The sequence below is a fragment of the Kribbella sp. CA-294648 genome (assembly GCF_050943845.1).
Lineage (GTDB): Bacteria > Actinomycetota > Actinomycetes > Propionibacteriales > Kribbellaceae > Kribbella.
In genome coordinates, this window is record NZ_CP191981.1 from 2,815,563 (window position 1) to 2,840,320 (window position 24,758).

The 24,758-nt window shown below is 68.7% G+C and carries 26 protein-coding genes; 17 read left to right on the top strand and 9 right to left on the bottom strand.

Annotated features, from left to right (window positions below):
* Positions 1 to 49: 49 nt before the first annotated feature.
* Together ctaJ and ACQPYM_RS13620 are read left to right on the top strand one after the other, a co-directional pair.
* Positions 50 to 346 carry an aa3-type cytochrome oxidase subunit CtaJ gene (ctaJ, locus tag ACQPYM_RS13615; RefSeq protein WP_433020208.1) on the top strand — a complete coding sequence of 99 codons (297 nt, stop codon included), beginning with the start codon at positions 50 to 52 and terminating at the stop codon, positions 344 to 346.
* The gene (locus ACQPYM_RS13620) at positions 333 to 731 is read left to right on the top strand and encodes a DUF5130 family protein (RefSeq protein ID WP_433020211.1); all 399 of its coding nucleotides are present in this window, start codon (positions 333 to 335) and stop codon (positions 729 to 731) included. The genes ctaJ and ACQPYM_RS13620 overlap by 14 nt, the downstream gene beginning before the upstream one ends.
* A gap of 53 nt (positions 732 to 784) precedes the next feature.
* On the opposite strand, the gene ACQPYM_RS13625 is transcribed toward ACQPYM_RS13620, so the two are convergent.
* Entirely contained in the window at positions 785 to 1,630 is an 846-nt protein-coding gene (locus ACQPYM_RS13625) for a hypothetical protein (protein WP_433020214.1), read from the bottom strand.
* Positions 1,631 to 1,916: 286 nt separating this feature from the next.
* On the opposite strand from ACQPYM_RS13625, the gene ACQPYM_RS13630 reads away from it, so the two are divergent.
* Positions 1,917 to 3,059: a serine hydrolase domain-containing protein gene (locus ACQPYM_RS13630; protein WP_433020217.1), complete on the top strand. Its 1,143-nt coding sequence runs from the start codon at positions 1,917 to 1,919 to the stop codon at positions 3,057 to 3,059.
* Between the two features lie 4 nt (positions 3,060 to 3,063).
* Here ACQPYM_RS13630 and ACQPYM_RS13635 read toward each other — a convergent pair whose 3' ends face one another.
* Together ACQPYM_RS13635 and pepN are read right to left on the bottom strand one after the other, a co-directional pair.
* Positions 3,064 to 3,555: a hypothetical protein gene (locus ACQPYM_RS13635; RefSeq protein ID WP_433020220.1), complete on the bottom strand. Its 492-nt coding sequence runs from the start codon at positions 3,553 to 3,555 to the stop codon at positions 3,064 to 3,066.
* 35 nt (positions 3,556 to 3,590) lie between these two features.
* Positions 3,591 to 6,164 (bottom strand): aminopeptidase N, encoded by a 2,574-nt coding sequence (gene pepN, locus ACQPYM_RS13640; protein ID WP_433020223.1) that lies wholly within the window; start codon positions 6,162 to 6,164, stop codon positions 3,591 to 3,593.
* A 248-nt stretch (positions 6,165 to 6,412) separates the two neighbouring features.
* Between pepN and ACQPYM_RS13645 the strand changes: the two genes are divergently transcribed.
* The 8 genes from ACQPYM_RS13645 to ACQPYM_RS13680 all read left to right on the top strand — a co-directional run bounded on the left by ACQPYM_RS13645 (position 6,413) and on the right by ACQPYM_RS13680 (position 13,241).
* Positions 6,413 to 7,009, top strand: coding sequence for a mycothiol-dependent nitroreductase Rv2466c family protein (locus ACQPYM_RS13645; RefSeq protein ID WP_433020226.1), 597 nt, complete (start codon positions 6,413 to 6,415; stop codon positions 7,007 to 7,009).
* A 93-nt stretch (positions 7,010 to 7,102) separates the two neighbouring features.
* On the top strand, positions 7,103 to 8,224 hold the full coding sequence (locus tag ACQPYM_RS13650) for a hypothetical protein (protein WP_433020229.1): 1,122 nt from the start codon (positions 7,103 to 7,105) through the stop codon (positions 8,222 to 8,224).
* A 20-nt stretch (positions 8,225 to 8,244) separates the two neighbouring features.
* Positions 8,245 to 8,718, top strand: a complete 474-nt coding sequence (locus tag ACQPYM_RS13655) for a ribose-5-phosphate isomerase (RefSeq protein WP_433020232.1) — start codon at positions 8,245 to 8,247, stop codon at positions 8,716 to 8,718.
* 165 nt (positions 8,719 to 8,883) lie between these two features.
* Positions 8,884 to 9,729, top strand: coding sequence for an Fpg/Nei family DNA glycosylase (locus ACQPYM_RS13660; RefSeq protein WP_433020235.1), 846 nt, complete (start codon positions 8,884 to 8,886; stop codon positions 9,727 to 9,729).
* A 97-nt stretch (positions 9,730 to 9,826) separates the two neighbouring features.
* On the top strand, positions 9,827 to 11,032 hold the full coding sequence (locus ACQPYM_RS13665; protein WP_433020238.1) for a PP2C family protein-serine/threonine phosphatase: 1,206 nt from the start codon (positions 9,827 to 9,829) through the stop codon (positions 11,030 to 11,032).
* 152 nt (positions 11,033 to 11,184) lie between these two features.
* Entirely contained in the window at positions 11,185 to 12,078 is an 894-nt protein-coding gene (locus tag ACQPYM_RS13670) for a hypothetical protein (protein WP_433020241.1), read from the top strand.
* Positions 12,079 to 12,168: 90 nt separating this feature from the next.
* Positions 12,169 to 12,780 (top strand): class F sortase, encoded by a 612-nt coding sequence (locus tag ACQPYM_RS13675; RefSeq protein ID WP_433020244.1) that lies wholly within the window; start codon positions 12,169 to 12,171, stop codon positions 12,778 to 12,780.
* A gap of 11 nt (positions 12,781 to 12,791) precedes the next feature.
* Positions 12,792 to 13,241: a hypothetical protein gene (locus ACQPYM_RS13680; RefSeq protein WP_433020247.1), complete on the top strand. Its 450-nt coding sequence runs from the start codon at positions 12,792 to 12,794 to the stop codon at positions 13,239 to 13,241.
* Here ACQPYM_RS13680 and ACQPYM_RS13685 read toward each other — a convergent pair.
* Both ACQPYM_RS13685 and ACQPYM_RS13690 read right to left on the bottom strand, forming a co-directional pair.
* A complete protein-coding gene (locus tag ACQPYM_RS13685; protein ID WP_433020250.1) occupies positions 13,238 to 13,945 on the bottom strand; it encodes a carbon-nitrogen hydrolase family protein in 708 nt (235 codons plus the stop codon). The two genes, ACQPYM_RS13680 and ACQPYM_RS13685, sit on opposite strands and share 4 nt — an antisense overlap.
* Positions 13,945 to 14,388 (bottom strand): MarR family winged helix-turn-helix transcriptional regulator, encoded by a 444-nt coding sequence (locus tag ACQPYM_RS13690; RefSeq protein ID WP_433020253.1) that lies wholly within the window; start codon positions 14,386 to 14,388, stop codon positions 13,945 to 13,947. The genes ACQPYM_RS13685 and ACQPYM_RS13690 overlap by 1 nt, the downstream gene beginning before the upstream one ends.
* 61 nt (positions 14,389 to 14,449) lie before the next feature.
* Here ACQPYM_RS13690 and ACQPYM_RS13695 point away from each other — a divergent pair, with 61 nt between their 5' ends.
* From ACQPYM_RS13695 to ACQPYM_RS13710, 4 genes are all read left to right on the top strand, one after another.
* On the top strand, positions 14,450 to 14,626 hold the full coding sequence (locus ACQPYM_RS13695) for a hypothetical protein (protein WP_433020256.1): 177 nt from the start codon (positions 14,450 to 14,452) through the stop codon (positions 14,624 to 14,626).
* Between the two features lie 37 nt (positions 14,627 to 14,663).
* Positions 14,664 to 15,104: a nitroreductase family deazaflavin-dependent oxidoreductase gene (locus tag ACQPYM_RS13700; protein ID WP_433020259.1), complete on the top strand. Its 441-nt coding sequence runs from the start codon at positions 14,664 to 14,666 to the stop codon at positions 15,102 to 15,104.
* A gap of 147 nt (positions 15,105 to 15,251) precedes the next feature.
* On the top strand, positions 15,252 to 15,980 hold the full coding sequence (locus ACQPYM_RS13705) for a CDP-alcohol phosphatidyltransferase family protein (RefSeq protein ID WP_433020262.1): 729 nt from the start codon (positions 15,252 to 15,254) through the stop codon (positions 15,978 to 15,980).
* A 2-nt stretch (positions 15,981 to 15,982) separates the two neighbouring features.
* On the top strand, positions 15,983 to 16,876 hold the full coding sequence (locus ACQPYM_RS13710; protein WP_433020265.1) for a hypothetical protein: 894 nt from the start codon (positions 15,983 to 15,985) through the stop codon (positions 16,874 to 16,876).
* On the opposite strand, the gene ACQPYM_RS13715 is transcribed toward ACQPYM_RS13710, so the two are convergent.
* Complete coding sequence (locus tag ACQPYM_RS13715; RefSeq protein ID WP_433020268.1) at positions 16,821 to 17,999, bottom strand: AAA family ATPase; 1,179 nt, start codon at positions 17,997 to 17,999, stop codon at positions 16,821 to 16,823. The genes ACQPYM_RS13710 and ACQPYM_RS13715 overlap by 56 nt on opposite strands.
* A 22-nt stretch (positions 18,000 to 18,021) precedes the next feature.
* The gene (locus ACQPYM_RS13720; RefSeq protein ID WP_433020271.1) at positions 18,022 to 18,936 is read right to left on the bottom strand and encodes a LysR family transcriptional regulator; all 915 of its coding nucleotides are present in this window, start codon (positions 18,934 to 18,936) and stop codon (positions 18,022 to 18,024) included.
* A gap of 51 nt (positions 18,937 to 18,987) precedes the next feature.
* Between ACQPYM_RS13720 and ACQPYM_RS13725 the strand changes: the two genes are divergently transcribed.
* Both ACQPYM_RS13725 and ACQPYM_RS13730 read left to right on the top strand, forming a co-directional pair.
* On the top strand, positions 18,988 to 19,935 hold the full coding sequence (locus ACQPYM_RS13725) for a Gfo/Idh/MocA family protein (protein WP_433020274.1): 948 nt from the start codon (positions 18,988 to 18,990) through the stop codon (positions 19,933 to 19,935).
* On the top strand, positions 19,932 to 20,870 hold the full coding sequence (locus tag ACQPYM_RS13730; RefSeq protein WP_433020277.1) for a quinone oxidoreductase family protein: 939 nt from the start codon (positions 19,932 to 19,934) through the stop codon (positions 20,868 to 20,870). The genes ACQPYM_RS13725 and ACQPYM_RS13730 overlap by 4 nt, the downstream gene beginning before the upstream one ends.
* Positions 20,871 to 21,189: 319 nt before the next feature.
* Here the strand turns inward: ACQPYM_RS13730 and ACQPYM_RS13735 are convergent, their stop codons facing one another.
* Together ACQPYM_RS13735 and ACQPYM_RS13740 are read right to left on the bottom strand one after the other, a co-directional pair.
* Entirely contained in the window at positions 21,190 to 23,058 is a 1,869-nt protein-coding gene (locus ACQPYM_RS13735; protein ID WP_433020281.1) for an ABC transporter ATP-binding protein, read from the bottom strand.
* Complete coding sequence (locus ACQPYM_RS13740; RefSeq protein ID WP_433020284.1) at positions 23,055 to 24,719, bottom strand: ABC transporter ATP-binding protein; 1,665 nt, start codon at positions 24,717 to 24,719, stop codon at positions 23,055 to 23,057. The genes ACQPYM_RS13735 and ACQPYM_RS13740 overlap by 4 nt, the downstream gene beginning before the upstream one ends.
* Positions 24,720 to 24,758 lie beyond the last annotated feature (39 nt).

Here is a 24,758-nt window from a genome sequence, read left to right on the forward strand (position 1 = left end):
GTTGATCCCCCGGGGCGGGCGCGGTGGTGTGCGTACTAGGCTGCTGTTCGTGATCACTCTGCTCTCCGGCCACACCTTGCTGGTGTTCGTCGGTATCCCGGTGCTGGTCGTGGCGGTGCTGGCGTTGCTCGTCTTCGCCCCCTCGATCGCCAAGGGCCCTCGTTACCGCCCGGGGCTGTCGTGGTGGGCTCCGCCGGTCTGGATCGGTGGCCCGACCGCCACCAAGCCCGACCCGGCCAGCCTGCCCGAGCTCCCCGCCGGAACCTCCGCGGCTGCCGGTTCCACTCCCGCGAGCGCCGGTACCGGCGTCGCCCGTACGACCGGAGGCGCAAGTGCCAGCTGGTGACGCATTCACCCCGGAGCAGCTCTACGACATCGAGCGCGCCGTCCGCAACGCGGAAGCCGCCTCGGGCCTGCACTTCTCCGTGTACGTCGGTGGCGCCGACTCCGAGACGCGCCCGTTCGCGCTGGAGCTGCTGAACGAGCTGGACGACCCGGACAACAGCGTCCTGGTGTACGTCGACCCGGCCGGCCGCCGGCTGGAGATCGTCACCGGCCCGAACGCCCGGCGCCAGCTGTCGGATACCTCAGCCGGTCTGGCCGCGCTGACGATGCAGACGTCCTTCGCCACCGGCGACCTGACCGGCGGTCTGGTCGCCGGAGTTCAGCAGCTCGGCGACCACGCGCACCAGGCGCCGATGGTCCACGTCAACGAGCCGCACAAGCAGTAGCCGGGCCCAGAGCAGTCGGGCCAGCCTGGGGGCGGGCCCGCGCGCAAGCGGGCTCAGCCGGGCTTGGCAGCCGGTTCGTACGTGGGGCACGCCAGGCTCGAGTACACAGCCTGCGTCGTGGGTGCCTGGCAGAAGTTCAGCGCGGCCTGCGAGGTGGCCACCGGACCGAGGTAAACCACCCAGGCGTCCGACTCCGGCTGCAGGCTACTGTCCGCCACACCCGGGTACTGACCCTGCAGCAGCATCGCCTTGGCCGGTACGCCGGCCGCGATCAGCTTGCCGGCGAGCTGCTTGGCGAGCTGGTCGGCTTCCATCCCGGCGTCGGTCGGGTACTTGTCGAGCACCGCGATCCACTGGCCACGCTTGAAGACGGGCGAGGCAGGGCCGGTGTTCGGCGTCGCGCTAGTGGCCGCCGTGGTCTGGGTCGGCGCCGGCGGCTTGCGGTCAGCGTTCGTGGTCTTGGCTGCTGCGGGCGCCGGGTTGCCGTCGGAGCTCTTCGATGTCGTCGGGGCCGAGGTGGTCTGTGGTGCCACGACAGGCGGCGGATCGCCGGCCGACTGCGGTGGCGCGGAGTTGCCGTTGGTGAGAACGAAGGCGACGGTCGCAACCACCGCGGCACCCGCGACGACCGCGGCTCCCATCGCGGTGCGGGACCCCTTCGACTTCTTCCGGCCGGAACGGGCGGAGCGCGGTGCGGCTCGGCGGCCGGCAGACAGGCGCTCGGCGCGTTCGGCTTCGCTCTCCAGTTGAGCCCCGGACAGGTCTCTGGTCGGTACGGCGCGGCCGGCCCGGGCTGCTACCCGGCTGTCACCGCCGTAGTTCAGAGCCCGCGCGTTGGCGCGGCCCGCCGCGCGTCCGGCCGGGCGCCTGGCCCGGGTCGGTCCAGTCCGGTCATCCACGTGCGTCACGGCAAAGGCCCTCCCCAAGTCCCTCGAGTGAATGATTCCGGGTCAGCTTAAACCGGTCGAGGGGAAAAGTGAGGTGCGTTCACGTGGCGAGAATCTCGTTGTGGACACCGTGATCGCGGGCAGCAACCGCCTTACAACGGTCTGCTGACAATCAACTGTTTGAATGTCACAGGTAGCGCATGAGCTACCACTGTCCGGGTGCGCGGGCGATGGTGCCGACTTCCTTCAGCCGTTTGCATGGCAGTGAATGGTTTACCGATCGGGAGGAAATCTACCCATGCGAACAAAGGTGCTGATCGCAGCCTTGACTTTGGCGCTGCTACCGGCGGCCCCCGCCGTGGCCGGCCGGGGCGGGACGCTGCAGCACGATGCCGACGCGATCCGCGCGGTCGGCGTGACCGGCGTACTGGCGCGGACGACCACGCCGGCTGGGGAGCGGACCGTCGTCAGCGGAGTGGCTGACCTCGCGACCGGTCAGCGGGTCCGGCCGGACGGCTATTTCCGGATCGGGAGCACCAACAAGACGCTGGTGGCGACCGTCGTACTGCAACTGGTCGGCGAGCGGCGGATGCGCCTCGACGATCCGGTGGAGAAATGGCTGCCGGGATTCGTCCGCGGCACCGGCTATGACAGCAACCGGATCACCGTCCGGCATCTGCTCCGGCACACCGCCGGAATCTACGACGGCAACTTCCCGGTCATCGAAACCGCCGACCAGTACTACGCGCAGCGGTACGACGCCCGTTCCGAGGAAGATGTGGTCAAGGCCGGGCTGAGCCACCCGCCGGACTTCCAGCCGGGTGGCGGCTGGAAATACTCGAACACGGGCTACAACCTGGTCGGCCTGGTGATCAAAGCCGTCACCGGGCGGCCCTGGTACGCCGAGGTGGACCGCCGGATCATCCGTCCACTCGGCCTGAGCCACACGTACTGGCCGGGCGACGACCCCCGGATCCGGGCGCCACACGCCAAGGGCTACACCCGGTTCGCGGCGGGGGAGCCGCTCGTCGACACCACCGACCTGGTCGACGCCGACGCATCCGGCGGGTTCATCTCCACATTGGCCGACCTGGACAAGTTCCAGCGCGCGCTCTTCGGCGGACGGCTGCTCCGCAAGGCGCAACTGGCCGAGATGACCCGGGCGATGCCCGTGGAAGGACCTGCCAGCGAGATCTGGAAGGACGCGAGTTACGGCCTCGGCATCTTCTCCCGCGAGCTGGCCTGTGGCGGCACGGTATGGATTCCGGGCGGCGACCAGATCGGTTACCGGACCAGGCTCGGCGTCACCAGCGACGGCCGGCGCAGCGCGGTGGTCTCGATGTCCTCCCAGCTGTACGACTCGATCGAGGTGATCTACGCCCAGGAAGGCGCGGCGACGAAGCTGATCGACAACGCCCTCTGCCGACGCCAAGGCCGCTAGGACATCAGGTTCCGGAAGGAATCCCGCCGGCCTTGGGGGAGGGCCGGGTGTCCAGGCAGTCGTCCAGCCAGCTCTCGACGTCGACCTCGGCGTTCAGGATGTGGTTCACGTACGACGCCCGCTCGTGGCTGAGGACTTCCTGCTCCCAAACGCAGGTGCCGGCGCCGATCGGAGCGGGGCGGAGGTCGTCGACGTCCATGCCGCGGAAGAGGCTCAGCCGCGACTGGAAGTCCTTCGCCCAGCTCTGCACCACCAGATAGCTGCCGTCATCGCTCAGATGCAGGATCACCACGGCGAGTCCGACGGCGCCCATCGCGTCGTCGAACTCCAGTTGCTTGACGGCCGTCGTCCGCGCCACGGCCACCATCTGGTCGTCCCACGACCGTCCGCGCGCGGTGATCACGTACGGCTTGACCAGCCGCCCGGTGAACCGCCACGGCATCAACGGCGTGACCGGGCGTGGCCGGTACGCCTCGGCCAGACCCGTGAGGGCCACGGCCGAGGCACCCGCTAACGAAGGGTCGGCCCCCATCAGCCGAGCGCGTCGCGACGCTGGGCCTCCAGCGCACGAACCAGGTCGGCACGAGCCTCTCCGACGTACCGGAGAGTGGGTGCGTCGAGCGACTCGGCCTCGGTGTCGAGCCAGCCGGACAGCGCGTCGAGGGTGGCTTGCTCCGCCAGGCCGCGCGGTGACAGGTAGACCAGGACGTTCTCGCCCATCGACGAGCCGAGCCGCGTGTAGACGTCCTTGGCGGCGGTCAGGTACTTGTCGATGTACGGCCGCAGCAGCTCTTCCTGCCCCGGCTGCTGGAAGCCCACGATGGTCCGGAACTGCGTCTCGTTCGGCGTGTCCTCGGACTCGACCGCGATCCGCCAGGCTTCCGCCTTGGCCTCGGCGGTCGGCCGGGCGGCGCGGGCCTGGGCGGCTCGCTCCTGGCCGGTCATGGTGGTGTCGCGGTTGAGCTCGTCGTCGATCTGCTCGGCGTCGACCCGGCCGAGCCTGGCCAGGGCCACGATCAGCGTCCAACGCAGGTCGTTGTCGACCACCAGGCCGTCCGGCAGGTCGGTGCCGTCCAGCCACTGCGCCAGCCGGTCGGCGCCCTCGTCGGAGAAGACTCCACCGACGTAGGCGCGGGCGAAGGCGAGTTGGTGATCGCTGCCCGCCTCAGCGCCGGCCAGCAACTCGGCCAGCGTCTGCTCGAACTGCGCCCGCAGCTCCGGACGGTTCTCCGGTGCCGCGTAGCTGTTGATCGCCGAGGTCGCCTGCGCGAGCAGCGACCGTACGCCGGTCAGGTCCGTCTCGGCGCGGACGCCCTTGAGCACGATCCCGACGTACTGGCTGGCCGGCATCTCGGCGTCGCGGGTCATGTCCCACGCGGCACCCCAGGCCAGGGCGCGGGCCAGCGAGCTGTCCAGCCGGTCGATCGACTCGACCAGCGTGGCGCGGGAGCGCTCGTCCAGCCGGATCTTGGCGTAGGTCAGGTCGTCGTCGTTGAGCAGCACCAGGTCGGGCTGGGTCACGCCGACCAGCTCGGCCAGCTCGGTCCGCGGGCCGTCGATGTCGACCTCGAACCGCTCGGTCCGGACCAGGCCCTCGTCGGTCAGCCGGTACAGGCCGACCGCGAGCCGGTGCGGCCGCAGTGTCGGGTGGTCGGCCGCCGCGGTCTGCTCGATCGCGAAGGTCTGGAAGGCTCCCTCGGCGTCAACGGTGAAGTCGGCGCGCAGGGTGTTCACGCCCGCGGTCCGCAGCCACCGCTCGGTCCAGTCGTCCAGGTCGCGCCCGGACGCCTTCTCCAGCGGCTTGAGCAGGTCGGCCAGCTCGGTGTTGCCGAAGGCGTGGTCGGCGAAGTACTCCTTCAGCGCGGTGATGAAGGTGTCCTCACCGACGAACGCGACCAGCTGGCGCAGCGTCGAGGCGCCCTTGGCGTAGGTGATGCCGTCGAAGTTCACCTCGACCGCGTGGAAGTCGACCATGTCCGCGGCGATGGGGTGCGTCGAGGGCAGCTGGTCCTGCCGGTAGGCCCAGTTCTTGCGGGCGTTGCAGAAGGTGGTCCAGGCACCGGCGTACTTCGTCGTCGCGGTGGCCTGGGCCCAGTGGCTGGCCCACTCGGCGAACGACTCGTTCAGCCACAGGTCGTCCCACCACGTCATCGTCACCAGGTCGCCGAACCACATGTGCGCGAGCTCGTGCAGCACGGTGTTCGCGCGGCTCTCCAGCTCGGCGTGGGTGGTGCGGCTGCGGTAGATGTACTCGTCCCGGATCGTCACACAGCCGGCGTTCTCCATCGCGCCCATGTTGTACTCCGGCACGAACGCCTGGTCGTACTTGTGGAACGGGTACGGCGTACCGAACGCGCGCTCGAACAGCTCGAAGCCCTGCTTGGTCACCTCGAACAAATCGTCGACGTCGAGCGAGCCGGCCAGCGACGGGCGGCACAGCAGCGACATCGGGTAGGTGCCGTGCACACCCTCGTAGGCGTCGGTGACCACGTGGTACGGCCCGGCCACGACGGCGGTGATGTAGGTGGACATCCGCTCGGTCGGCGCGAACCGCCAGGTGGCGAACTCCTCGCCGTTCGGACCCTTGTACGGCGTCGGTTCGGGCGTCGGCGCGTTGGAGATGACGACCCAGCGGGCCGGGGCGGAGATCGTGAAGGTGAAGGGAGCCTTCAGGTCGGGCTGCTCGAAGGTGGCGAACACGCGGCGCGCGTCCGGCACCTCGAACTGGGTGTAGAGGTAGGTCTCCTTGTCGGCCGGGTCGACCGAGCGGTGCAGCCCTTCACCGGTCCGCGAGTAGGTGCAGTCCGCGACCACGACGAGCTCGTTGCGCTCGGCCAGCCCGTCCAGCTGCAGCCGCGCGCCGTCGTACACGCTGTCCGGGTCGAGCGAGCGGCCGTTCAGCGTCACCTCCCGCACGGACGCCGCGATCAGGTCGGCGAAGGTGCTCGCGCCGGCGACGGCGGCGAAGGTGAGAGTGGTCGTCGACGCGAACGTCGCGGCGCCGCTGGTGGCGGTGGTCAGATCGAGCTCGATCGCGTAGCTCACGTCACTGACCAGGCCGGCGCGGGTGCGCGCTTCGTTGCGCGTCAGGTTGGTTCCAGGCATGTCGGCATCCTATGCACCTGGACACCGGCCGCGCCGAGGGTTTCCCCCCGACTTGCACAACCTCCGTCAAAGCGTTGCCGGAGCTTGATCAGGTGCTGCCGCAGGGTGACCGGGCGGTGTCGGCCCGTGACCGGATCGGTCCGGGTCCGTCCAGCGGGCGAGACGCCACGCGGAGCGGCGTGCTGTTTGGATTCTTTCCCCACCCCACCGCCCCGGTCAGGATGGTTGCACTTTGTACGATCGAAATCATGACCTCCACCGCTGATTTCTGGTTCGATCCCGCCTGCCCCTGGGCCTGGATGACGTCTCGCTGGATGCTCGAGGTCGAGCAGGTCCGGGACGTGCGGACCTCGTGGCACGTGATGAGCCTGGCGATCCTGAACGAGGATCGCGACGAGCACGACGCCAACTGGCAGCGCAAGCTCGGCATCGTCCGGATCCTGATCGCCGCCGAGCAGGCCCACGGCAACGAGGTCCTGCTGCCGCTCTACACCGCACTCGGCAACCGGATCCACCGCGAGGGCCGCGGCATCAACGGCGACGGAGTCCTCGATGAGTCGCTGACCGAGGCCGGTCTGCCGGCTTCCCTGCTCGAGGCCGCCGGCACCGACCGGTACGACGAGGCGCTGCGCAAGTCCCACCTCGAGGGCATGGATCTGGTCGGCATGGAGGTCGGTACGCCGGTCATCTCCGTCGAGGGCACCGCCTTCTTCGGGCCGGTCGTCACCCCGGCCCCGAAGGGTGAGGCGGCCGGCAAGCTCTGGGACGGTGTCCGGCTGGTGGCGTCGACCGAAGGCTTCTTCGAGCTGAAGCGGACCCGGGACCGGAGTCCCAGCTTCGAATAAGACTTCGAACTGGCTGACAAGGGTTGAACGTTCGACCGGTCCGCGCGAAGGTTACTCACCAAGTCAATCGTTCGACGGTGAGTAGGTTCCCCGGTGTTGCTTCTGCGGAGTTTGTCCATGGCGCTGGCCGGGTCGAGCGTGATCTGGCTGGCCGCTTCGGTGAGTCCGTCCTGGGCGACCACCTCGTCAGCCAGCAGGTCGGCCTCGGCCGTGGTCCCACCCGGCGTGACGGCGGGTATCGCGGTGTTCGACCGGCAGACCGGCCAGTTCACCGAGCTGGTCAACCCGGATCTGCGGTTCCGGTCGGCGTCCGTGGTCAAGCTGCTGCTGGCACTGGAGTACCTGTGGAACCGGGGCCCGGAGTACGACATCCCGGCCGCGGACCGGGCCCGGCTCGAAGTCATGCTGCGCAGCAGTGACGACGACGCGGCGAGCTACTACTGGGACTCCCTCGGCGGCTCGGCGATCATCGACCGGATGGTGACGCGGCTCGGCCTGACCCACACGGCCGGGCCGCCTGCCACCCACCCGGGCTTCTGGGGGTACGCCGCCTTCACCGCCGCCGACACCGTTCGCATCTACCGCTACCTGCTGGACCAGGCTCCCGCGCCCGTGCGGCACTTCGTGATGGGCAACCTGCACCAGGCGACCCGCTACGGCACCGACGGCTTCGACCAGTACTTCGGAATCTCGTCGGTCTTCGATCCCGCCTTCGCGATCAAGCAGGGCTGGTCCGGGTTCCCGTCGTCCAGCGGCTTCGGGGAAGACACCAACAAGCCGGTGGACGCCGACGTGGACCTCGTCAGCGAGGCCCTGCACACCACTGGGACCGTGGGGACCGAGGACCGGACCATCGTCGCGGTCTACACGTTGCACCCGAACGGCACGGGGTACGGGAAGGCCTACACGGACGTGACCCGGCTGACCCGGACGCTGAACGTCCCCGGCGGGGTGAAGACGCCAGGGAGCTGGGTGACGACCACTGGGGCCGGTCTCCGCGTCCGGACCGCACCGACCACCACCGGGGGCATCCTGGGCACCCTGCCGTCCGGGGTCGACGTACTGGTGAGCTGCCAGAAGCAGGGGCAACTGATCGACGCTCCACCGCGCAGTAGCGACTGGTGGGCCTACCTGCCGAAGTACAACGGCTACGTCACCAACGTGTACGTCGGTACCGGCGGCCCGAAGCTGCCCGGGGTCCCGGACTGCCAGTAGGACCTGGAAGACTGCGGGCCATGCGAGTGCACATCGGCTCTGATCACGCCGGCTTCGACCTGAAGAACCACCTGGTCCAGCACCTCAAGAGTGCCGGACACGACGTCGTCGACCACGGCCCGGCCGTCTACGACGCGGTCGACGACTACCCGCCGTACTGCCTGCGTGCGGCCGAGGGTGTCGTCGGCGACGAGGGCAGCCTCGGTGTGGTGATCGGCGGCTCCGGCAACGGCGAGCAGATCGCCGCGAACAAGGTGAAGGGCGTCCGGGCCGCGCTGGCCTGGAGCGCCGAAACCGCTGAGCTCGGCAGGCTGCACAACAACGCGAACGTCGTCAGCGTCGGCGCCCGGATGCACTCCGAGCAGGACGCGACCGCGTTCGTGGAGACCTTCCTGGCCACCGAGTACTCCGGCGAGGAACGGCACACCCGCCGGATCGACATGCTGTCCGCCTACGAGGAGACCGGCGAGCTCCCGCCGCTGCCCTCCTCCTGACCCTTCTCGTCCTGCCCCTTCGCAACCTGCTCGACCCGCTTGGCAGCCGGCTCGGTGCGGGGCCTGGAAACATCCCGGGCCCGCATCGACCGCCCGGTCCCGACCGTGGCCGGCGTACCCCCGCCACGGCCCTTACCTGCTGACGTCAGACCCATAAGAGGAATCATGCCCGAAGGCCACACCCTGCACCGGCTGGCAAATGATGTCTGGGACGACTTCGGCGGCCGCGTCGTCCGGGCCAGCAGCCCTCAGGGCCGCTTCGTCGAGGGCGCCGCGCGGCTCGACGGGCACGTGCTGCGGGGGACCGAGGCGCACGGCAAGCACTTCCTCGCCGACTTCGAGGGGGCCGGCTGGCTGCACATCCACCTCGGGCTGATCGGCAAGGTCGACTTCGGCCGGATCGAGGCCGGCGACCCGGCGCCGCTCCCGGTCGGCCAGGTCCGGCTCCGCCTGCAGAACGCCACCGCGTACGCCGACCTGCGCGGCGCGACCGTCTGCGAGGTGCTGACCGACGGCGAACGCGAGGCGCTGATCAAGCGGCTCGGCCCCGACCCGTTGCGCGACGACGCCGACCCCGAGCGGGCCTGGAAACGGATCCACCGCAGCAAGCTGCCGATCGGCCAGTTGCTGATGGACCAGGAGGTGCTCAGCGGGGTCGGCAACGTCTACCGCGCCGAGGTGCTGTTCCGCGCCAAGCTGCACCCGATGACGCCCGGCCACCTGCTCCGGAAGAAGGAGTGGCTGGGGATGTGGACCGACCTGCTCGACCTGATGAAGTACGGCGTCGAGACCGGCCGGATCGACACCGTTGCCGACGACCACACGCCCGAGGCGATGGGCCGCGACCCACGCCGCGACGACCACGGCGGTGAGGTCTACGTGTACCGCCGCCACGGCCGGCACTGCCATGTCTGCGACTCGGTGATCCGGACCGAACTGTTGGCCGGACGCAACCTTTTCTGGTGTCCCAAGTGCCAGCGGACCGGTCTGACCCGGCGGCCCCGGGCATGACGGAATCGGCCGTGACGATATCAATCGGGAGACGGCTGCAATCAACTTGTAACAATGTGATGCGCGGACCGAGTAGTGCCGTTATCTTCTTCTCACCATGAGTGGCGTCGGTAGCGGCAGCGCTGTTGTGCGACGGGTCGGCCGGCGAGCCGGTTCGTTGCTTCGGCGCGCACGCCAGTCACACCAGCTGGCCTTCGTCGGTCTGCTGGCGTTGACGGCCACGGTCAGTTCCGCCGCACTGGCGATGCCCACTTTCATACCCACTTCCATCCTGGTCATACCTCTGCTGCTCGGCGGACTGCTGCTGCGCTTCAAGGCGCTGGTCCTGCTGACCTTCTGCACCCTGGCCATCGGCTCGTACGTCATGTCCGAGCGCGCCGGCGACCTGCCCAAGACCGGTTTCGTGATCGTCCTCGGACTGATCGGCTGGATCGTGCTGACCGGTGCGAAGGTGCGCAGCCGGCTCGGCGTCCAGGGCACCCGCGGCGAGACGATGCTGATGGAGCTGCGGGACACCCTGACGGCTCAGGGCGAGTTGCCCGCGTTGCCGGCCGGCTGGCGGGCCGAGCAGGCGATCCGGTCGGCCGGCGGCGCGTCCTTCTCCGGCGACTTCGTGGTCTCCACGACCCGCGGCGACGAGGTGCTCGAGGTCGCACTGGTCGATGTCTCGGGCAAAGGAATCGATGCCGGGACCCGCGCGCTGTTGCTGTCCGGTGCGTTCGGCGGGCTGCTCGGCGTCGTACCGGTGGAGGACTTCCTGCCGGCCGCGAACCATTATCTGCGCAGGCAGGACTGGAACGACGACTTCGCGACTGTCGTGCATGTCGCGATCGACCTGCGCACCGGCGAGTTCGAAGTACGGACCGCTGGTCATCCGCCGGCGATCCAGTTCGACGCGTGGTCGGGACGATGGCTGACGCGGGACGCCGACGGGCCGTTGCTCGGACTGGTCGAGCATCCGGACTTCACCGTCAACCGCGGTCAGCTGAAGCTGGGCGACGCGTTGTTCCTCTACAGCGACGGCATGGTGGAGACTCCGCGCCGCGACATCGGCCAGGGCACGGACCGGTTGGCGGGTCACGCGGAACGACTCGTTGCCCACGGCTTCAAAGGCGCCGCCGCGGAGCTGGTGACCGAGATCGGCGGTCCGGGTGACGATTCGGCGATCGTGGTGATCCACCGGCAGATGAATCCGGCCGACCTGGTGATCACCGAGATGCAGGCGGAAAGCACCCGCCAGCAGAAGCCGTCGCGCCGCCGCCGCTCCGCCGTGCTGCGCCAGTTGAAGGCGTACACAGCGTAAGACCGGCTGCCGCTCGGGGACCGAATCGTTACGGGCAGTAGTTGACTCAGGCAACAATCGGAGCATACTGCTGAGAGGAACTCCTTGTCCTTCTGCTGATCCGAGGCATCGTCATGATCGCTTTGTCGGGTAGTCGCAATAGGTTGGCAGGCGTGGCCGCCGCCACCGGAGTCTTCACGCTGATGCTGGGCAGCGCCGCGCTGGTGCTGCCGCCGGGCGCGGCGGCCAACGTTGCCCCCGGCAACGCTCGGGTCGCCGATCCGCCGGGCAACAACGGCGTGATCAAGATCGAGGGCGTCGACATCGACGACGTGCCGAACAACAACCCGCATCAGGGCTGCACGTTCCTGGTCGAGTTCTACAACTACGACGAGAATCCGGACTACACGGCGCAGGTCAGCTTCGAGGACCAGGCGCCGACGCAGGACGGCGGCCTGCAGGTCGTGTCGGGCGACCTGACGCCGTTCATCGGTGAGGACGCCGCGGGTGGCGGCACCGATCTCGACGCGCGGGTGACCTACACGCTGAAGTTCACCGGTCCGCCGCATCCGCAGCAGGGCTACCACGTGAAGCTCAGCATCGAGGCGGACGGCTCGATCGGCGCCGACAAGAAGTTCAAGGTCTTCTGGGTGGAAGGCTGCACCACGACCACCCCACCGACGACCACGCCGCCGACGACGAAGCCTCCGACGACCAAGCCGCCGACCACTAAGCCTCCGACGACCAAGCCGCCGACGACGAAACCGCCGACGACCAAGCCGCCGACGACCAAGCCGCCGACCACGAAGCCGCCGGTGACGCGTCCGACGACGGCGCCGACGACCGGCGTGCCGGACACGAGCGCTCCGCCGAGGACAACCACCGCGCCGACCTACGCCACGGCGGTCCCGACCGAGGTGGATGCCGGTCTCGCCGGCGCTGCGTCGACCGACGACTCGTCCGGACCGATGAAGGCTGTCGGAGGAGCCCTGCTGACAACCGGCGGACTGCTGCTCGCAGCCGGCGCGGTCCTGCTCCTCAGGCGCCGCGGCAAGCACAGCCTCTGAGCCGGTTGCCGTGACGATGTCGGGAGTTCTCGGGTGACCACCGGGCGGCATCGCGGGCGAGGTGCACCGATTCGCTGGAACGGGTTGCTGATGACAACCGGACTCGTTCTGGCAATCGGAGGCACCTGGCTCCAGCTCTCCAGTCCCGACAGCAGCACCCGTGGTGGCGACGCCGGTGCTGCCCCGGATCGAACAGTGGCCTTGTCCAACACGACCGCGGGCGTAGTACCGGCTGCAGCTTCTGTTGCGAGGCGGAAGGCGGGGTTGCCGGGGGTGCCGGAGCGGGTGGTGATTGGGCGCTTGGGGGTGGTTGCTCCTGTGGTGGCTGTCGGGCTTGACGCGGGTGCGCTGACGCCGCCGTCGAATCCGCGGAACGTGGGCTGGTGGTCCGGAGGGGTACGGCCAGGAGCGCTCCGCGGGACGGCGGTGATCACCGGTCATACCGTGCATGCCGGGGGTGGCGCGTTCGACGAGCTGGAGCGGCTTCGGGCCGGCGACCGGATCGAGGTGAGTACCTCGCGAGGGGTGCTGAACTACCGCGTCGCGGGCGTTTCGACGTACCGGAAGCAGCCGCTCGCCCGGCGTGCCGCGGAGCTGTTCGACCAGAGCGGGCCGGGCCGGCTCGTGCTGGTCACCTGCGAGGACTGGAACGGCCGGACCTACCTGAGCAACGTCGTCGTTGTCGCCCGCTTGATGGCGTAGCCTGCTCGGTCGTGACGATCGATGGGGTGGACAGCGGCGCCGACCGAAGCGCGCCGGACGTGTCGTTCGACGAACTGCTGGCGATGACGCCGGAGCCGCTGCGGGAGGTCTTCCCGCAGACCCACTGGCAACTCGGCAAGCTGTGGGCCCTCGACCTGCGGGTCGAACCGGTCGAGGTCGCCGACCTGCTGTGGATGTTCGACCTGCCGCTGTGGCAGCTGAACGGCGAACGCTTCAAGGTCACCCCGAACCAGGTCGCCGCCACCCCGATGAACTTCCGCCCGCACTACGAACGCGTGATGGACGCCGACCTCGACTTCCCGATCCACCTGGTCGCCTACCGCGGCCGCCTGGTCGTCCTCGACGGCGTCCACCGCCTGCTCAAGGCCCACTTCCTCCGCCGCCGCTGGATCGAAGGCAAAATAGCCACCGCCACCCAGCTCCAGGAGTGCACCGCCTAGAGCTCGACGACAACCCGTCCTTCCGTCAGCAGCGGCACCTGCGCGACTACCTTCCCGGACGGATCGATGACCGAGGTCGGCCCGTAGCAAACCCGCTCGGCGTCCGCGGGCCCGGTGACATCGGCACTCACGATCCACACGCCGCTCTCCCTGGCCCGAAGCTGCCGGATCGGGTGATGAAGTTCCCTGTACTCCGCCGCGACAGCTCGCCGCATCAAGTTGTTGCACGGGCAGAGCACCACTGTCGCGCCCTGCCGCGCCAGCTCCGCGATCCCATCGGAGAACTGCAGGTCGAAGCAGATGTTGATCCCGAACACGGTGCCGTCCAACTCGAAGACCGGCGTGCTGTCGCCCGCAGCGAAGCACCCCTCGCCGTCGAGCAGATGCCTCTTCCGGTAGCTGCCCAGCAACTTCCCGGCGCGCACCACAACCGCCGTGTTGTAGAGCCGATCCCCATCCCGCTCGATCAACCCGAAGATGAGCGCCGGCCGAACACTCTCCAAGCGCGTGAGCAGCTTGCCGAACTCCTCCGACCGCAGATCGATGGCGTGCTCGGAGGCGACCGCGCGATCCGTCAGGTAGCCCTGCAGATACCCCTCGGGGAAGCACGCCAGGTCGACGTCGGGATTCGCGGCTTCCAGTTGGCGAAGGGCTGATTCGACGTCGAGCCGGTACTCCGGGACCTGGTGGGCGGCGATCCGCATCAGGTGGCGGCGGCGATGACTCGGGTGAGGGACTTGTGCAGGGCTTCGAGGTCCTTGAGGGGCATGTCGAGGCGGTCGATGATCGCCGGCGGGATCTTCAGCGCCTCGGTCCGAAGCGCCTGGCCGGAGTCAGTGAGGCGGACGGCCAGCGAGCGTTCGTCGCGCGGGTCGCGCTGGCGGGTGAGGTAGCCGGCGGCTTCCAGGCGCTTGAGCAGTGGGGAGAGGGTGCCCGGGTCGAGTTGGAGCAGGTTGCTGAGCTGCTTGACCGACAGCGGCGACTCCTCCCACAGCGCGAGCATCACCAGGTACTGCGGATGGGTCAGCCCCATCGGCTCCAGCAGCGGGCGGTACAACGCGATCACGCTGCGGGACGCGACCGCGAGCGCGAAGCAGACCTGACGGTCGAGCTTCAGCAGGTCCACCTCTTCGGATTCCTGAGCCATGCCGCTACACTATCAATTGGTGTACAAATTATTGCCACACCAACCATTGCAAAGGGGTTCGATGAACGACAAGAACGCCGGCCTGAGCCTGGTCTACCGCGCCCGCTGGCGGCTGACCTGGCTGCTGCTCCACGTCGCGGGCCCCGCGACCCTGCCGGACCACCTCGACCCGCGCCGCCGGATGGAGCGCGAGCGCGCCACCCGGGTCGCCCGCGCGCAGGCCGCCCGCCAGCACTGAGTGCGCGCCTGGCCTCGCGGGCTGGCAGGATGGTGATATGTCAACCTCTGAGGACTACGCGCCCAGCCCGACCGGCTGGGTCCGGGACGCCGTCAGCAAGATCGAGGCGGCCGGCGACACCAGCGCCGGTCAGTTCAACCGCCACCAGAAGGTCATCCTGCTGACCATGCGCGGCGCCAAGACCGGCAAGCTCCGCAAGGTGCCGCTGATGCGCGTCGAGCACGACGGCCGGTACGTCGCGGTCGGCTCGGACGGCGGCGCCGCGAAGCACCCGGTCTGGTACTACAACCTGAAGGCAGACCCCAAGCTCACCGTCCAGGACGGCACCGAGACACGCGAGATGGTGGCCCGCGAACTCAGCGGCGACGAGCACGCCGTCTGGTGGGAACGAGCCGTCGAGGTCTTCCCGAACTACGCCGAGTACCAGCGCAAGACCGAGCGGCTGATCCCCCTCTTCCTGCTCGAGCCGGCTAGCTGAGACCAGCCGGTCACCCGGCCGGTCGCCGCGGAATGGTATGCGGTCGCCGACGCAGCACCCGCGTTGTGAGACGCTGACCGCGGTAACCCGGCGCGCGGCGCCGGCCTGGCCCGAGTTCTGGGAGTTCTGCTGACCACACACGACGCGGTGCGGGAACCGTTCGTCGGGTCGACGCGGTTGCGTCTGGCCGGACTTGCACTGCACGCCTATACCGCGAGCGGAACGGTGCTCGCGTTGCTGATCGTGATCGCGGCGATCGACGGTGACGCCGTCCGGGCCCTGTGGCTCGGCCTGGCCGCTCTCTGGATCGACGGCACCGACGGGATGATCGCCCGCCGGCTCCGGGTGAAGGAGACCATCCCATGGTTCGACGGCGCGATGCTCGACAACATCGTCGACTACCTGACCTACGCGTTCGCGCCGATCGTGCTGCTGTGGACCGGTGGCTACCTGCCGAACGGCTTCATCGGCGCGGCCCTGGCCGCCCTGCCGTTGCTTGCCTCCAGCTACCAGTTCTGCCGGACCGACGCGAAGACCGACGACCACTTCTTCCTCGGCTTCCCCAGCTACTGGAACGTGGTCGCGTTCTACGTCGTGGTGCTCGGCCTCAGCCCGACCGTGACCGGCATCATCCTGCTGACCTGCTCGATCCTGGTCTTCGTCCCGGTCAAGTACGTCTACCCGTCGCGGACCAAGGTGTTCCGGTCGATGAACCTGATCACCACGGTGATCTGGCTCGGCGCGTACGCCGTCCTGCTGACCCAGATGCCGAACCCGAGCCCGATCGTGGTCGGCATCTCGCTGGCCTATCTCGTGTACTACGGCGGGCTCAGCCTCTACCTCACGTTCTGGGCTCCTAGACGCAAGGCCGCCTGACAGTGGTCCTTGGTCTGGCCGCCGCCCTGGGTGCAGCCGTCCTGTTCGGTATCGCCGCGATCCTGCAGGCGGTCGGCTCGCGCAAGGTGCCGACCAGTTCGGAGCTCGACCCGCGCCGGCTCGCCGGTTTCGTCGTCGCCCTGTTGCGGCAGCCGGCGTTCCTGGGCGCACTCGTGCTCAACCTGGTCGGCTTCGGGCTGCACTTCGTCGCCCTGCGACTGCTGCCGCTCTACCTGGCCCAGGCCGGGATCGCGGCGAGTCTGGTCGTCACCGCGTTGCTCGCGACCCGGCTGATGAGCGATCAGCTGAGTGCCATCGAGTGGTCGGCCGTGGTCGGCGTCTGCGTCGGGCTCGGTCTGCTCGCGGTGTCGGCCGGCCACGCGGGTGACAGCGCCCGTCATCACGGACTCACGGTCGGCCTGATCGTCGGGCTGGTCTGCATCGCAGTACTGGGAGCTTTCGCGAGCCGTTCACAACACGGCACGGCGACGGCCCTGCTCGGGTTGCTCTCCGGGCTCGGGTACGCCGGTGTCGCGATCTCGGCGCGACTGCTCGACGACAGCTCGATCGGCGCCCTGCTCGCGAGCCCGACGACGTACACGCTGCCGATCTCGGGCGGGCTCGCCTTCATCCTCTACTCGCTCGCTCTGCAACGCGGTTCGGTGACGCTGGCAACGACTCCGATGATCGCCCTGCAGACCATCACCCCGGCCGCGGTCGGCGTACTGGTCCTCGACGACGCCGTCCGCTCCGGCTGGTACGCCGGTGCGCTGGGTGGCTTCGTGGTGACCGCGATCGGCGCGCTGATCCTGGTCCGGTTCGAAAGCGTCAAGGACGAGGTCAGCGCGACGGCCACGTCCACGCCGGCTCGTCCAGAAGGCCCTGACCCGCGATAGCCGTCTGCCCGAACTCCTTCACGAGCTCGAGGGTCTGCAGCTCCAGCTTCGTCTCGTCCGACCCGGCTTGCAGGGCGGCGAGGAACGGGCGGGAGTGCGTGACGACGATGACCTGAGTACTGCGGGCCGCGGTGACGACGAGATTCGCCAGGGCAGGCAACAGGTCCGGGTGAAGGCTGGTCTCGGGCTCGTTGAGGACGAGCAGCGTCGGCGGCCGCGGCGTCAGCAGAGCGGCCACCCAGAGCAGATACCTGAGGGTCCCGTCGGAGAGCTCCGCGCCCGACAGCGGCCGCAACAGCCCGTGCTGGTGGAAGGCCAGTTCGAACCGCCCGCCCTCGCTCCGCACCTGCAGTCGGCTCCCAGGGAACGCATCGTCGATGGCTTCGTCGAGCCCACCGCCCGGACCGATCTCGCGGATGGTCTGCAGGGCAGCGGCCACCGAGGCGCCTTCGTGGTCCAGCACGGTCGTCCGGGTGCCGACCTGGACCTGCCGCGCCGGAGCATCCGCATCCGTGCGCAGATGGTCGTAGAACCGCCAGGACCGGATCCGCTCGCGCACGCTCAGCAGTTCCGGCGCACGGCGTGGGTCGGCGAACTCGCTGAGCATGCTGTCGAACGGCTGCAGCGCGTACCCACCGTCTTCCCATTCACCGTCGTCGCCGCGGATCCGGACCCCGCCGGCGCGGCGGTCCATCAACAATGCGGCCGGGCGAAAGAACGGTCCGGCCCACAGCACCTCGCGCTTGATCTCCGGGTCCAGCGCGAACGCGGACATGCTGGGGACCGGCAGCCCGAGGTCCATCGCGTAGCCGTAGTCGTCGGAGGCGAACCCCATCCGCAGGCTGACCGCCTTCGTGCGAACCGTGCCCTGGATCGGCTGCTCGCCTCGCCGTACCGCCTTCGACACATTCTCCGGACCGGCCCACAGCGTCGACTGCAGACCACCCTCGCGAGCCAACGCCGCTACCGCTCCGTTGCGCGAGGCATCAGCCAGCAACCGCAGCGCGCGGTACAGGCTCGACTTCCCGGTCCCGTTGGCCCCGGTCACCACATTCAACCGCCGCAACGGCACCACCAGCCGAAGCAACGACCGATAGTTCTCAATGGCCAACGCAGTCAACATGCCAGCCAACGTAGCCGCCGCTTCAGACAACTTTCAGATGACCGAGCACAGCATGGAGGAGTGGCGAGCCTTGGGCGCCTTCCTGTACTGCGGCGAACAGGTGGCGGCGCGGCTGCTGGCTGGCTACCGGGCGGACGGTGAGGCCGGGTGGAAGGTCCTGCTGGGCCAGCCGGGGGAGGAGCGCTACTCCGTGGCCGTGAGCCACTAGTTGGGTCACGGCCAGCCAGTCGTCGACGTGGTGCCGGATGTCGGGGGTGAAGCCGGCTGCGGCGCAGGCGGTCGCGGTGATGGAGGCGCAGCAGCCGCCGGGGGAGCCGGTGATCCAGGCGTCGGTGGCTAGGTCACGGAGGTCGATGCTGACGTCAGCAGCGTGCGGATGACCAGCCGGTACTGCGACGTCCAGTACGTCGGCACCCAGCTCGACCCGGTGATAGCGCGGATCGCCAACCGTCGGAGAGCCGCCGAACGCCACTGCGATCGCAATGTCCAGCCGACCCGCATCCAGCTGGTCGAAGAGCTCCGGTGGCTCGCTCTGGCGGATGGAGACGATCAGGTCGGGGTAGTCCGCGGTCAGGTTGTCCAGGGCCGTCGGCAACAAACCCGCCAGAGCCGTCGAGAAGGCGCCGATGCGGACTGTTCCGCGAAGGGTCTCGTCGAAAGTCTGCAGATCGTGCCGTGCGTGCTCGAGCTGGGCGAAGACTGCGTCCGCATGGCTGAGCAGCGCCTCGCCACGTGGCGTCAGCGTGATCCGGCGGCCGTCCTTGCGGGTGATGGGGAAGCCGAGATCGTGGGCCAGGCCCGCGAGTTGCTGGGACACCGCGGAGGGCGTCAGATGGAGCGCCGCCGCTGTGGCAGTCACCGTGCCCCGCTCGCGGAACTCACGCAGGACGCGGAGTCTGCGCAGGTCATCCATGAAGTCGTGGCTTAACGGTTTCATGCGCAAAGAGTAGATGGACTGGATGATGTTGGCCACGCCAGACTGGTGGCCATGACCACAGCACCGATCCGCCTGGGCATCATCGGTCTCGGCGCCATGGGCCGGCACCTGCTCACCACCGCCTTGGAGCACCCCGACTTCACCGTCACGCACGCGGTCGACCTCGCGCCGGTGGACGAGCTTCAGGCTCAGCACCCCAGCGTCGCGTTCAGCACAACGGCGAGCGACGTGATCGGCGCCGAGGATGTCGATGCGGTCTACATCGCGACGCCGCCGGCCACGCACGCGGCGTTCGCAGTACCGGCGTTCGAGGCGGGGCAGGCGGTGTTCTGTGAGAAGCCGCTGGCTGTGTCCGATGCTGACGCGGCGGCGATGCTGGCAGCGGCCGCCTCGTCGGGTCAGGCCGCCGCAGTGAACTTCGCGTTGTCGGACCGGCTGTCCACCCGGTACGTCGAGGAGGCGATCGCGGATGAGCGGGTCGGCGACGTGCTCGCGGTCGAGATCCGGCTCGCCTTTCCGGTGTGGCCGCGTGCTTTTCAGGCCGACGCGACGTGGGTGGCCGGGCGTGAGCAGGGTGGGTTTGTGCGCGAGGTCTTCTCCCACTTCGCCTATCTGACCGATCGGCTGGTTGGGCCGCTGGAGGCTGAGCACGTCGAGTTGCGGCATCGCGGCGAGGGGAGCGAGGCAGCGGCGTACGGGTTGCTGAAGGCGGGCGATGTTCCGGTGCAGCTGACCGGAATCGCCGGCGCCGCGGGGCCGGAGACCTATGAGTGGGTACTGCGCGGCTCGAAGCAGAGCTACCGGTTGTCGGCCTGGCGCGACCTCTTTGTGGCCGATGGCAACGACTGGCGGGCGGTCGAGCAGACTGGTGAGCCTGGCTCCGAGGTGACGCGGTTGACGCTCTTCGCGGCGGCCGTTCGTGGTGAGCACTCACCTGATCTCGCCGACTTCGCGGCGGGCGAGCGGGTCCGGCGAGTGGTCGAGGAGTTCCACCGGTGAAGGTCGTCAAAGCGGTCGACCCGGACATTCTGCGGCTGGTCGAACTGCCCTCGATCCCTTTGCAGGAAGGGGAAGTACGCATCGAGGTGGCGGCGATCGGGGTGAACTATCTGGACATCCAGGAGCGGACTGGCGTTTATCCACGCGAGTTCCCGTACGTCCCCGGCGGCGAGGGGAGCGGCAGGATCACGGAGGTCGCCTCGGATGTCACCGACCTGCGCCTCGGTCAACGCGTCTGCTGGCAAGGCGTGCCGTCGTCGTACGCCGATGAGGTGGTCGCGCCGGCCTGGAAGGTGATCCCGATCCCGGATTCGGTCAGCCATGAACTGGCCGCCACGATCCTGTTGCAGGGGCTGACCGCGCAGTACCTGATCACCGACTCGTACGCCGTACAGCCCGGCGACTTGGTCGTCATCCACGCGGGCGCGGGTGGAGTGGGTCTGCTCCTAACTCAGTTGGCGAAGTCCGCCGGCGCTGAGGTCATCACCACGGTCTCCAGCTCCGCGAAGGCCGCACTCTCGTTGGACGCCGGCGCCGACCACGCAGTCGGCTACGAAGCCTTCGCCGACCTGGCCAACGGACGAGCCGCGGTGGTCTACGACAGCGTAGGCCGCACCACCTTCGAGAACTCCCTACGCTCATTGAAACCTCGCGGCACCCTGGTCCTCTACGGCCAGTCCAGCGGCCCAGTCCCACCCTTCGACCTATCCCGCCTAGGCCCAGCAGGCTCCCTGACCATCACCCGCCCCACCCTCCGCCACTTCGTCTCCACCCCCGAGGACCTCCACACCCGAGCCAGCACCCTCTTCAAGTCCCTAACCACCGGCACCCTAAAACCTCACCTAGGCGCCACCTACCCCTTGGCAGAAGCCGCCGAAGCCCACCGCGCCCTCCAATCCCGAACCACCACAGGCAAACTCCTCCTCATCCCCTGACGCTCGAGTGGTGACCGGGGAGCATACTCGCCCGGATCGGTAGCAGGATCCTCCTCGGACCTGGCGAAGAACCTCCCCAAACCGGCCATGGCCCCTGGCGCGGTGGCCGGGCGCGTCCTTGCCTGCATCACCCCGGGGGGCGCGCTTCGCGCTCACCGCGCGACTGCGCCTCCGGGCGCTCTGCGCCGCACCCACGCAGAAGGCGTGCTCGCCGGCAAGCTATGCCGAGCGCTCCGCGCTTGCGCCACCCGGCGCGCTGGGTCCACCTACAGCACGGCGCCCCGCACCTGGAGGGTGCGGGGCGCCGTGGGGGGTGGTGTCAGGCCAGGGAGTCTTCCCAGGCTTGGTGGAGGTTGGCGTAGTTGCCGCCGGTGGTGATGAGGGTGGAGGGGGCGCCGTCCTCGATGATGCGGCCGTGTTCGAGGACGATGACTCGGTCGGCGGTTTCCACCGTGGAGAGGCGGTGGGCGATGACGATCGCGGTGCGGTCGTCGAGGATGGTGCGCAGCGCGCGCTGGATCAGCCGTTCGCTGGGGATGTCGAGGCTGGAGGTCGCCTCGTCCAGGATCAACACCGCCGGGTCCGCCAGGAACGCCCGGGCGAACGCGACCAACTGCCGCTGGCCCGCCGACAGCCGGCTGCCGCGCTTGGCGACCGGTGTCTCGTAGCCCTCGGGCAGCGCCATGATGAAGTCGTGCGCGCCGATCACCTTGGCCGCCTCGACGATCTCGTCCATCGTCGCGTCCGGTTTGCCGAACCGGATGTTGTCGGCGACCGATCCCGTGAACAGGAAGTTCTCCTGGGTCACCATCACCACCCGCTCACGCAGGTCGTCCTCGGTCAGGTCGCGCAGGTCCATCCCGTCCAGCAAGACATGTCCGCCGGTCGGGTCGTAGAACCTCGCCACCAGCTTGGCGATCGTGGTCTTGCCCGCACCCGTCGTACCGACCAATGCGAGCGTCTGCCCGGCCGGTACGTCGAGGTCGAGCCCAGGCAGTACCGGCACCCCATCGACGTACTGGAACCGCACATTGCGCAGCTCCAGATGCCCACGGGTGTGAGCCGGCGGCTTGGCAGGCTTCACCGGCTCGGGGACATCAGGCTTCTCGTTCAGTACGCCGGACAGCTTCTCCAGCGCGGCACTCGCGGACAGGAACGTGTTGTAGAACTGCGAGATGTCCTGCAGCGGCTCGAAGAACTGCCGCAGGTAGAGCAGGAACGCGGTCAGCACCCCGACGGTGACGTGCCCGTGGTACGCCTGGTACCCGCCGTACGCGAGGATCGCCACGATCGTGATGTTGCCGACGCCCTTGATCGACGGCATGAAGATCGCGTTGATCCGGAACGCCTCGAGGTTCGCCTCGCGATACTTGTCGTTGACGCCGTAGAAGATCTCCTCGTTGCGCGGCTCCCGGCGGAACGCCTGGACGGCGCGAATACCGGTCATCGACTCGACGAAGTGCACGATCACCAGGACGACGGCTTCACGCGTCCGCCGGTACACGATCGACGACCGCTTCCGAAACCACGCCGTCAGCAGGAACAACGCCGGGAACGACAGCAACGCCAGCAGGCCGAGCTGGACGTCGAGGGTGAGCAGCAGGATCGCAGTACCGACGAGAGTCAGGAGAGCGGTGACCAGACCGTCGAACCCGGTCTCCAGCATCTCGTCGATGACGTCCACGTCGGAGGTCAGCCGCGAGATCACCCGGCCCGAGGTGTACTTGTCGTGGAACGACGGGCTGAGCCGCTGGAAGTGGTCGAAGACCCGACGGCGCAGGCCGAGCAGGATGGTCTGACCGAGCCGGCCGGACCGCATCAGGAAGATCTGCCGCATCACGGCCTGCAGGATCGCCATCGCGAACACCACCAGGACGATCTCGACCAGCGTCGAGGTGCCCTTCCCGGCCAGGATCGGCGGGATGCCCTTGTCGATGCCGAGGTGGACCAGGTACGGCACCGCCAGCCGGGCCGCGTTCTCCACCACGACGATCGCGACCAGCAGCCAGATCATCTTCTTGTACGGCCGGAGCAGCTCGCCGAGCAGCTTGCGCGACTGCGTCTTGAGCCGCAGGGTGGTTGCCTTCGACAACTCCCTGTCCGGGTCGTCCTCGGCGTACCCGCGCCAGGACTCCTCGGCACCCGGCTGCTCGGGTTGCGGTTGAGGTGTCTGCTGAGTGGTCGTCATGCGTGCACCTCCTCCTCTTCCGCGGCCAGCAACATCCGGTACGCCGGTACGTTCGCCAGCAACTCGGCATGCGTACCGACGTGCGTGATCGTGCCGCCCTCGAGCAGCGCGACCTGGTCGGCCAGCATCACCGTCGAAGCCCGGTGCGCCACGACAATGCCGGTCGTTGCCGAGAGCACGTTGCGCAACGCCTCCTCGACCAGCGCCTCGGTGTGCACGTCGAGTGCGGACAACGTGTCGTCCAGCACCAGCACCGCGGGCCGGGCCAGTACTGCGCGGGCCAGCGCGAGTCGTTGCCGTTGGCCACCGGAGAGTGACATGCCCTGCTCGCCGACCCGGGTCTCCAAGCCCCAGGGCAGGTCGTTGGCGAAGGTCGCCTGGGCGATCTCGAGGGCCTGCTGGACGTCGGCGTCGGTCGCGTCCGGCCGGCCGAGGGTGATGTTCTCGCGGGCGCTCATCGAGAACAGGGTCGGGTCGTCGAACGCCGACGCGACCGCGCTGCGCAGCGACCGCAGGGTGAGGTCGCGGACGTCGTGCCCGTCGATCAGGATCCGGCCGCCGGTGACGTCGTACAGGCGGGGGACCAGGGCGGTCAGGGTGGTCTTGCCCGAACCGGTCGCGCCGACCAGGGCAAGCGTCGTACCGGGGGCGAGGTCGAGGTTGATGTCGTGCAGGACGTCGGCGGAGTCCGGGCCGTACCGGAAGCTGACGTTCTCGAAGACCAGGTGGCCGCGGGGGTTCACCAGTTCGCTCGCGCCGTCGGTGATGGTGGACTCGGTGTCCAGGATCTCGCTGATCCGGTCCGCCGACGTCATCGCCTCCTGCGCCATCGCGAGGATGGTGCCGAGCGACTCGACCGGCCAGATCAGCGCCAGCATCAAGGTGATGAAGGCGACCAGGGTGCCCAGCGTGATGGCCTCCCGGCCGACGGCGAGCGCGCCGAGCAGCAGCACGATCACCAGGGTGAGGTTCGGGATCACCTCCAGGAAGGTCCAGAACCGCGACGCCAGCCGGACCTTGTCGACCGACGTCTCGTAGAGTTTCACCGCGCCGTCGTCGAACTGCTTCTTGACGTGCTCGCGGCGGCCGAACGCCTTGATCACCCGGAAGCCGACGGCCGACTCCTCGATCCGGGTAGCCAGGTCGCCCTGCTGGTCCTGCACCCGGCGGGAGATCGCCAGGTACTTCTTCTCGAACTTCAGCGACACCACGATGATCGGCGCGGCGGCGACCAGGACGACGATGCCGAGCGGCCAGTACAGCCGCAGCAGCAGGAAGGTGACGACCACCAGTTGCAGGGTGTTGATCACCAGGAACAACAGGCCGAAGCCCATGAACCGGCGGATGGTGGACAGGTCGGTGGTGACCCGGGACAGGAGCTGACCGCTCTGCCAGCGGCTGTGGAACTCCGCCGGGAGGGACTGCAGCCGGATGTAGAGGTCGTTGCGGAGGGCGGCCTCGAGATCGCTGACGGTGCGGGACTGCGCCCACCGGCGGGCCCAGACCAGCAGCACCTCGCCGATGCTCAGGCCGAGGGCCAGCAGGCCGAGGGGGAGGAGGAGGTCGATCTCGCGGCGGGTGACCGGGCCGTCGATGATGGCCCGGGTGACCAGCGGGACGGAAAGGCTGACGCCTACGCCCAGGATCGCCGTGCTGAACATCAGCAGCAGGCGCCACTTGTGGGGGCGGAGGTAGGGGCG

Excerpts from the sequence above, each read along its gene's own strand:
- ACQPYM_RS13630 (WP_433020217.1), top strand. The coding sequence starts at position 1,917 with ATGCGAACAAAGGTGCTGATCGCAGCCTTGACTTTGGCGCTGCTACCG.
- pepN (WP_433020223.1), bottom strand. The coding sequence starts at position 6,164 with ATGCCTGGAACCAACCTGACGCGCAACGAAGCGCGCACCCGCGCCGGC.
- ACQPYM_RS13645 (WP_433020226.1), top strand. The coding sequence starts at position 6,413 with ATGACCTCCACCGCTGATTTCTGGTTCGATCCCGCCTGCCCCTGGGCC.
- ACQPYM_RS13655 (WP_433020232.1), top strand. The coding sequence starts at position 8,245 with ATGCGAGTGCACATCGGCTCTGATCACGCCGGCTTCGACCTGAAGAAC.
- ACQPYM_RS13660 (WP_433020235.1), top strand. The coding sequence starts at position 8,884 with ATGCCCGAAGGCCACACCCTGCACCGGCTGGCAAATGATGTCTGGGAC.
- ACQPYM_RS13665 (WP_433020238.1), top strand. The coding sequence starts at position 9,827 with ATGAGTGGCGTCGGTAGCGGCAGCGCTGTTGTGCGACGGGTCGGCCGG.
- ACQPYM_RS13675 (WP_433020244.1), top strand. The coding sequence starts at position 12,169 with ATGACAACCGGACTCGTTCTGGCAATCGGAGGCACCTGGCTCCAGCTC.
- ACQPYM_RS13685 (WP_433020250.1), bottom strand. The coding sequence starts at position 13,945 with ATGCGGATCGCCGCCCACCAGGTCCCGGAGTACCGGCTCGACGTCGAA.
- ACQPYM_RS13690 (WP_433020253.1), bottom strand. The coding sequence starts at position 14,388 with ATGGCTCAGGAATCCGAAGAGGTGGACCTGCTGAAGCTCGACCGTCAG.
- ACQPYM_RS13695 (WP_433020256.1), top strand. The coding sequence starts at position 14,450 with ATGAACGACAAGAACGCCGGCCTGAGCCTGGTCTACCGCGCCCGCTGG.
- ACQPYM_RS13700 (WP_433020259.1), top strand. The coding sequence starts at position 14,664 with ATGTCAACCTCTGAGGACTACGCGCCCAGCCCGACCGGCTGGGTCCGG.
- ACQPYM_RS13715 (WP_433020268.1), bottom strand. The coding sequence starts at position 17,999 with ATGTTGACTGCGTTGGCCATTGAGAACTATCGGTCGTTGCTTCGGCTG.
- ACQPYM_RS13720 (WP_433020271.1), bottom strand. The coding sequence starts at position 18,936 with ATGAAACCGTTAAGCCACGACTTCATGGATGACCTGCGCAGACTCCGC.
- ACQPYM_RS13725 (WP_433020274.1), top strand. The coding sequence starts at position 18,988 with ATGACCACAGCACCGATCCGCCTGGGCATCATCGGTCTCGGCGCCATG.
- ACQPYM_RS13735 (WP_433020281.1), bottom strand. The coding sequence starts at position 23,058 with ATGACGACCACTCAGCAGACACCTCAACCGCAACCCGAGCAGCCGGGT.
- ACQPYM_RS13740 (WP_433020284.1), bottom strand. The coding sequence starts at position 24,719 with ATGTTCAGCACGGCGATCCTGGGCGTAGGCGTCAGCCTTTCCGTCCCG.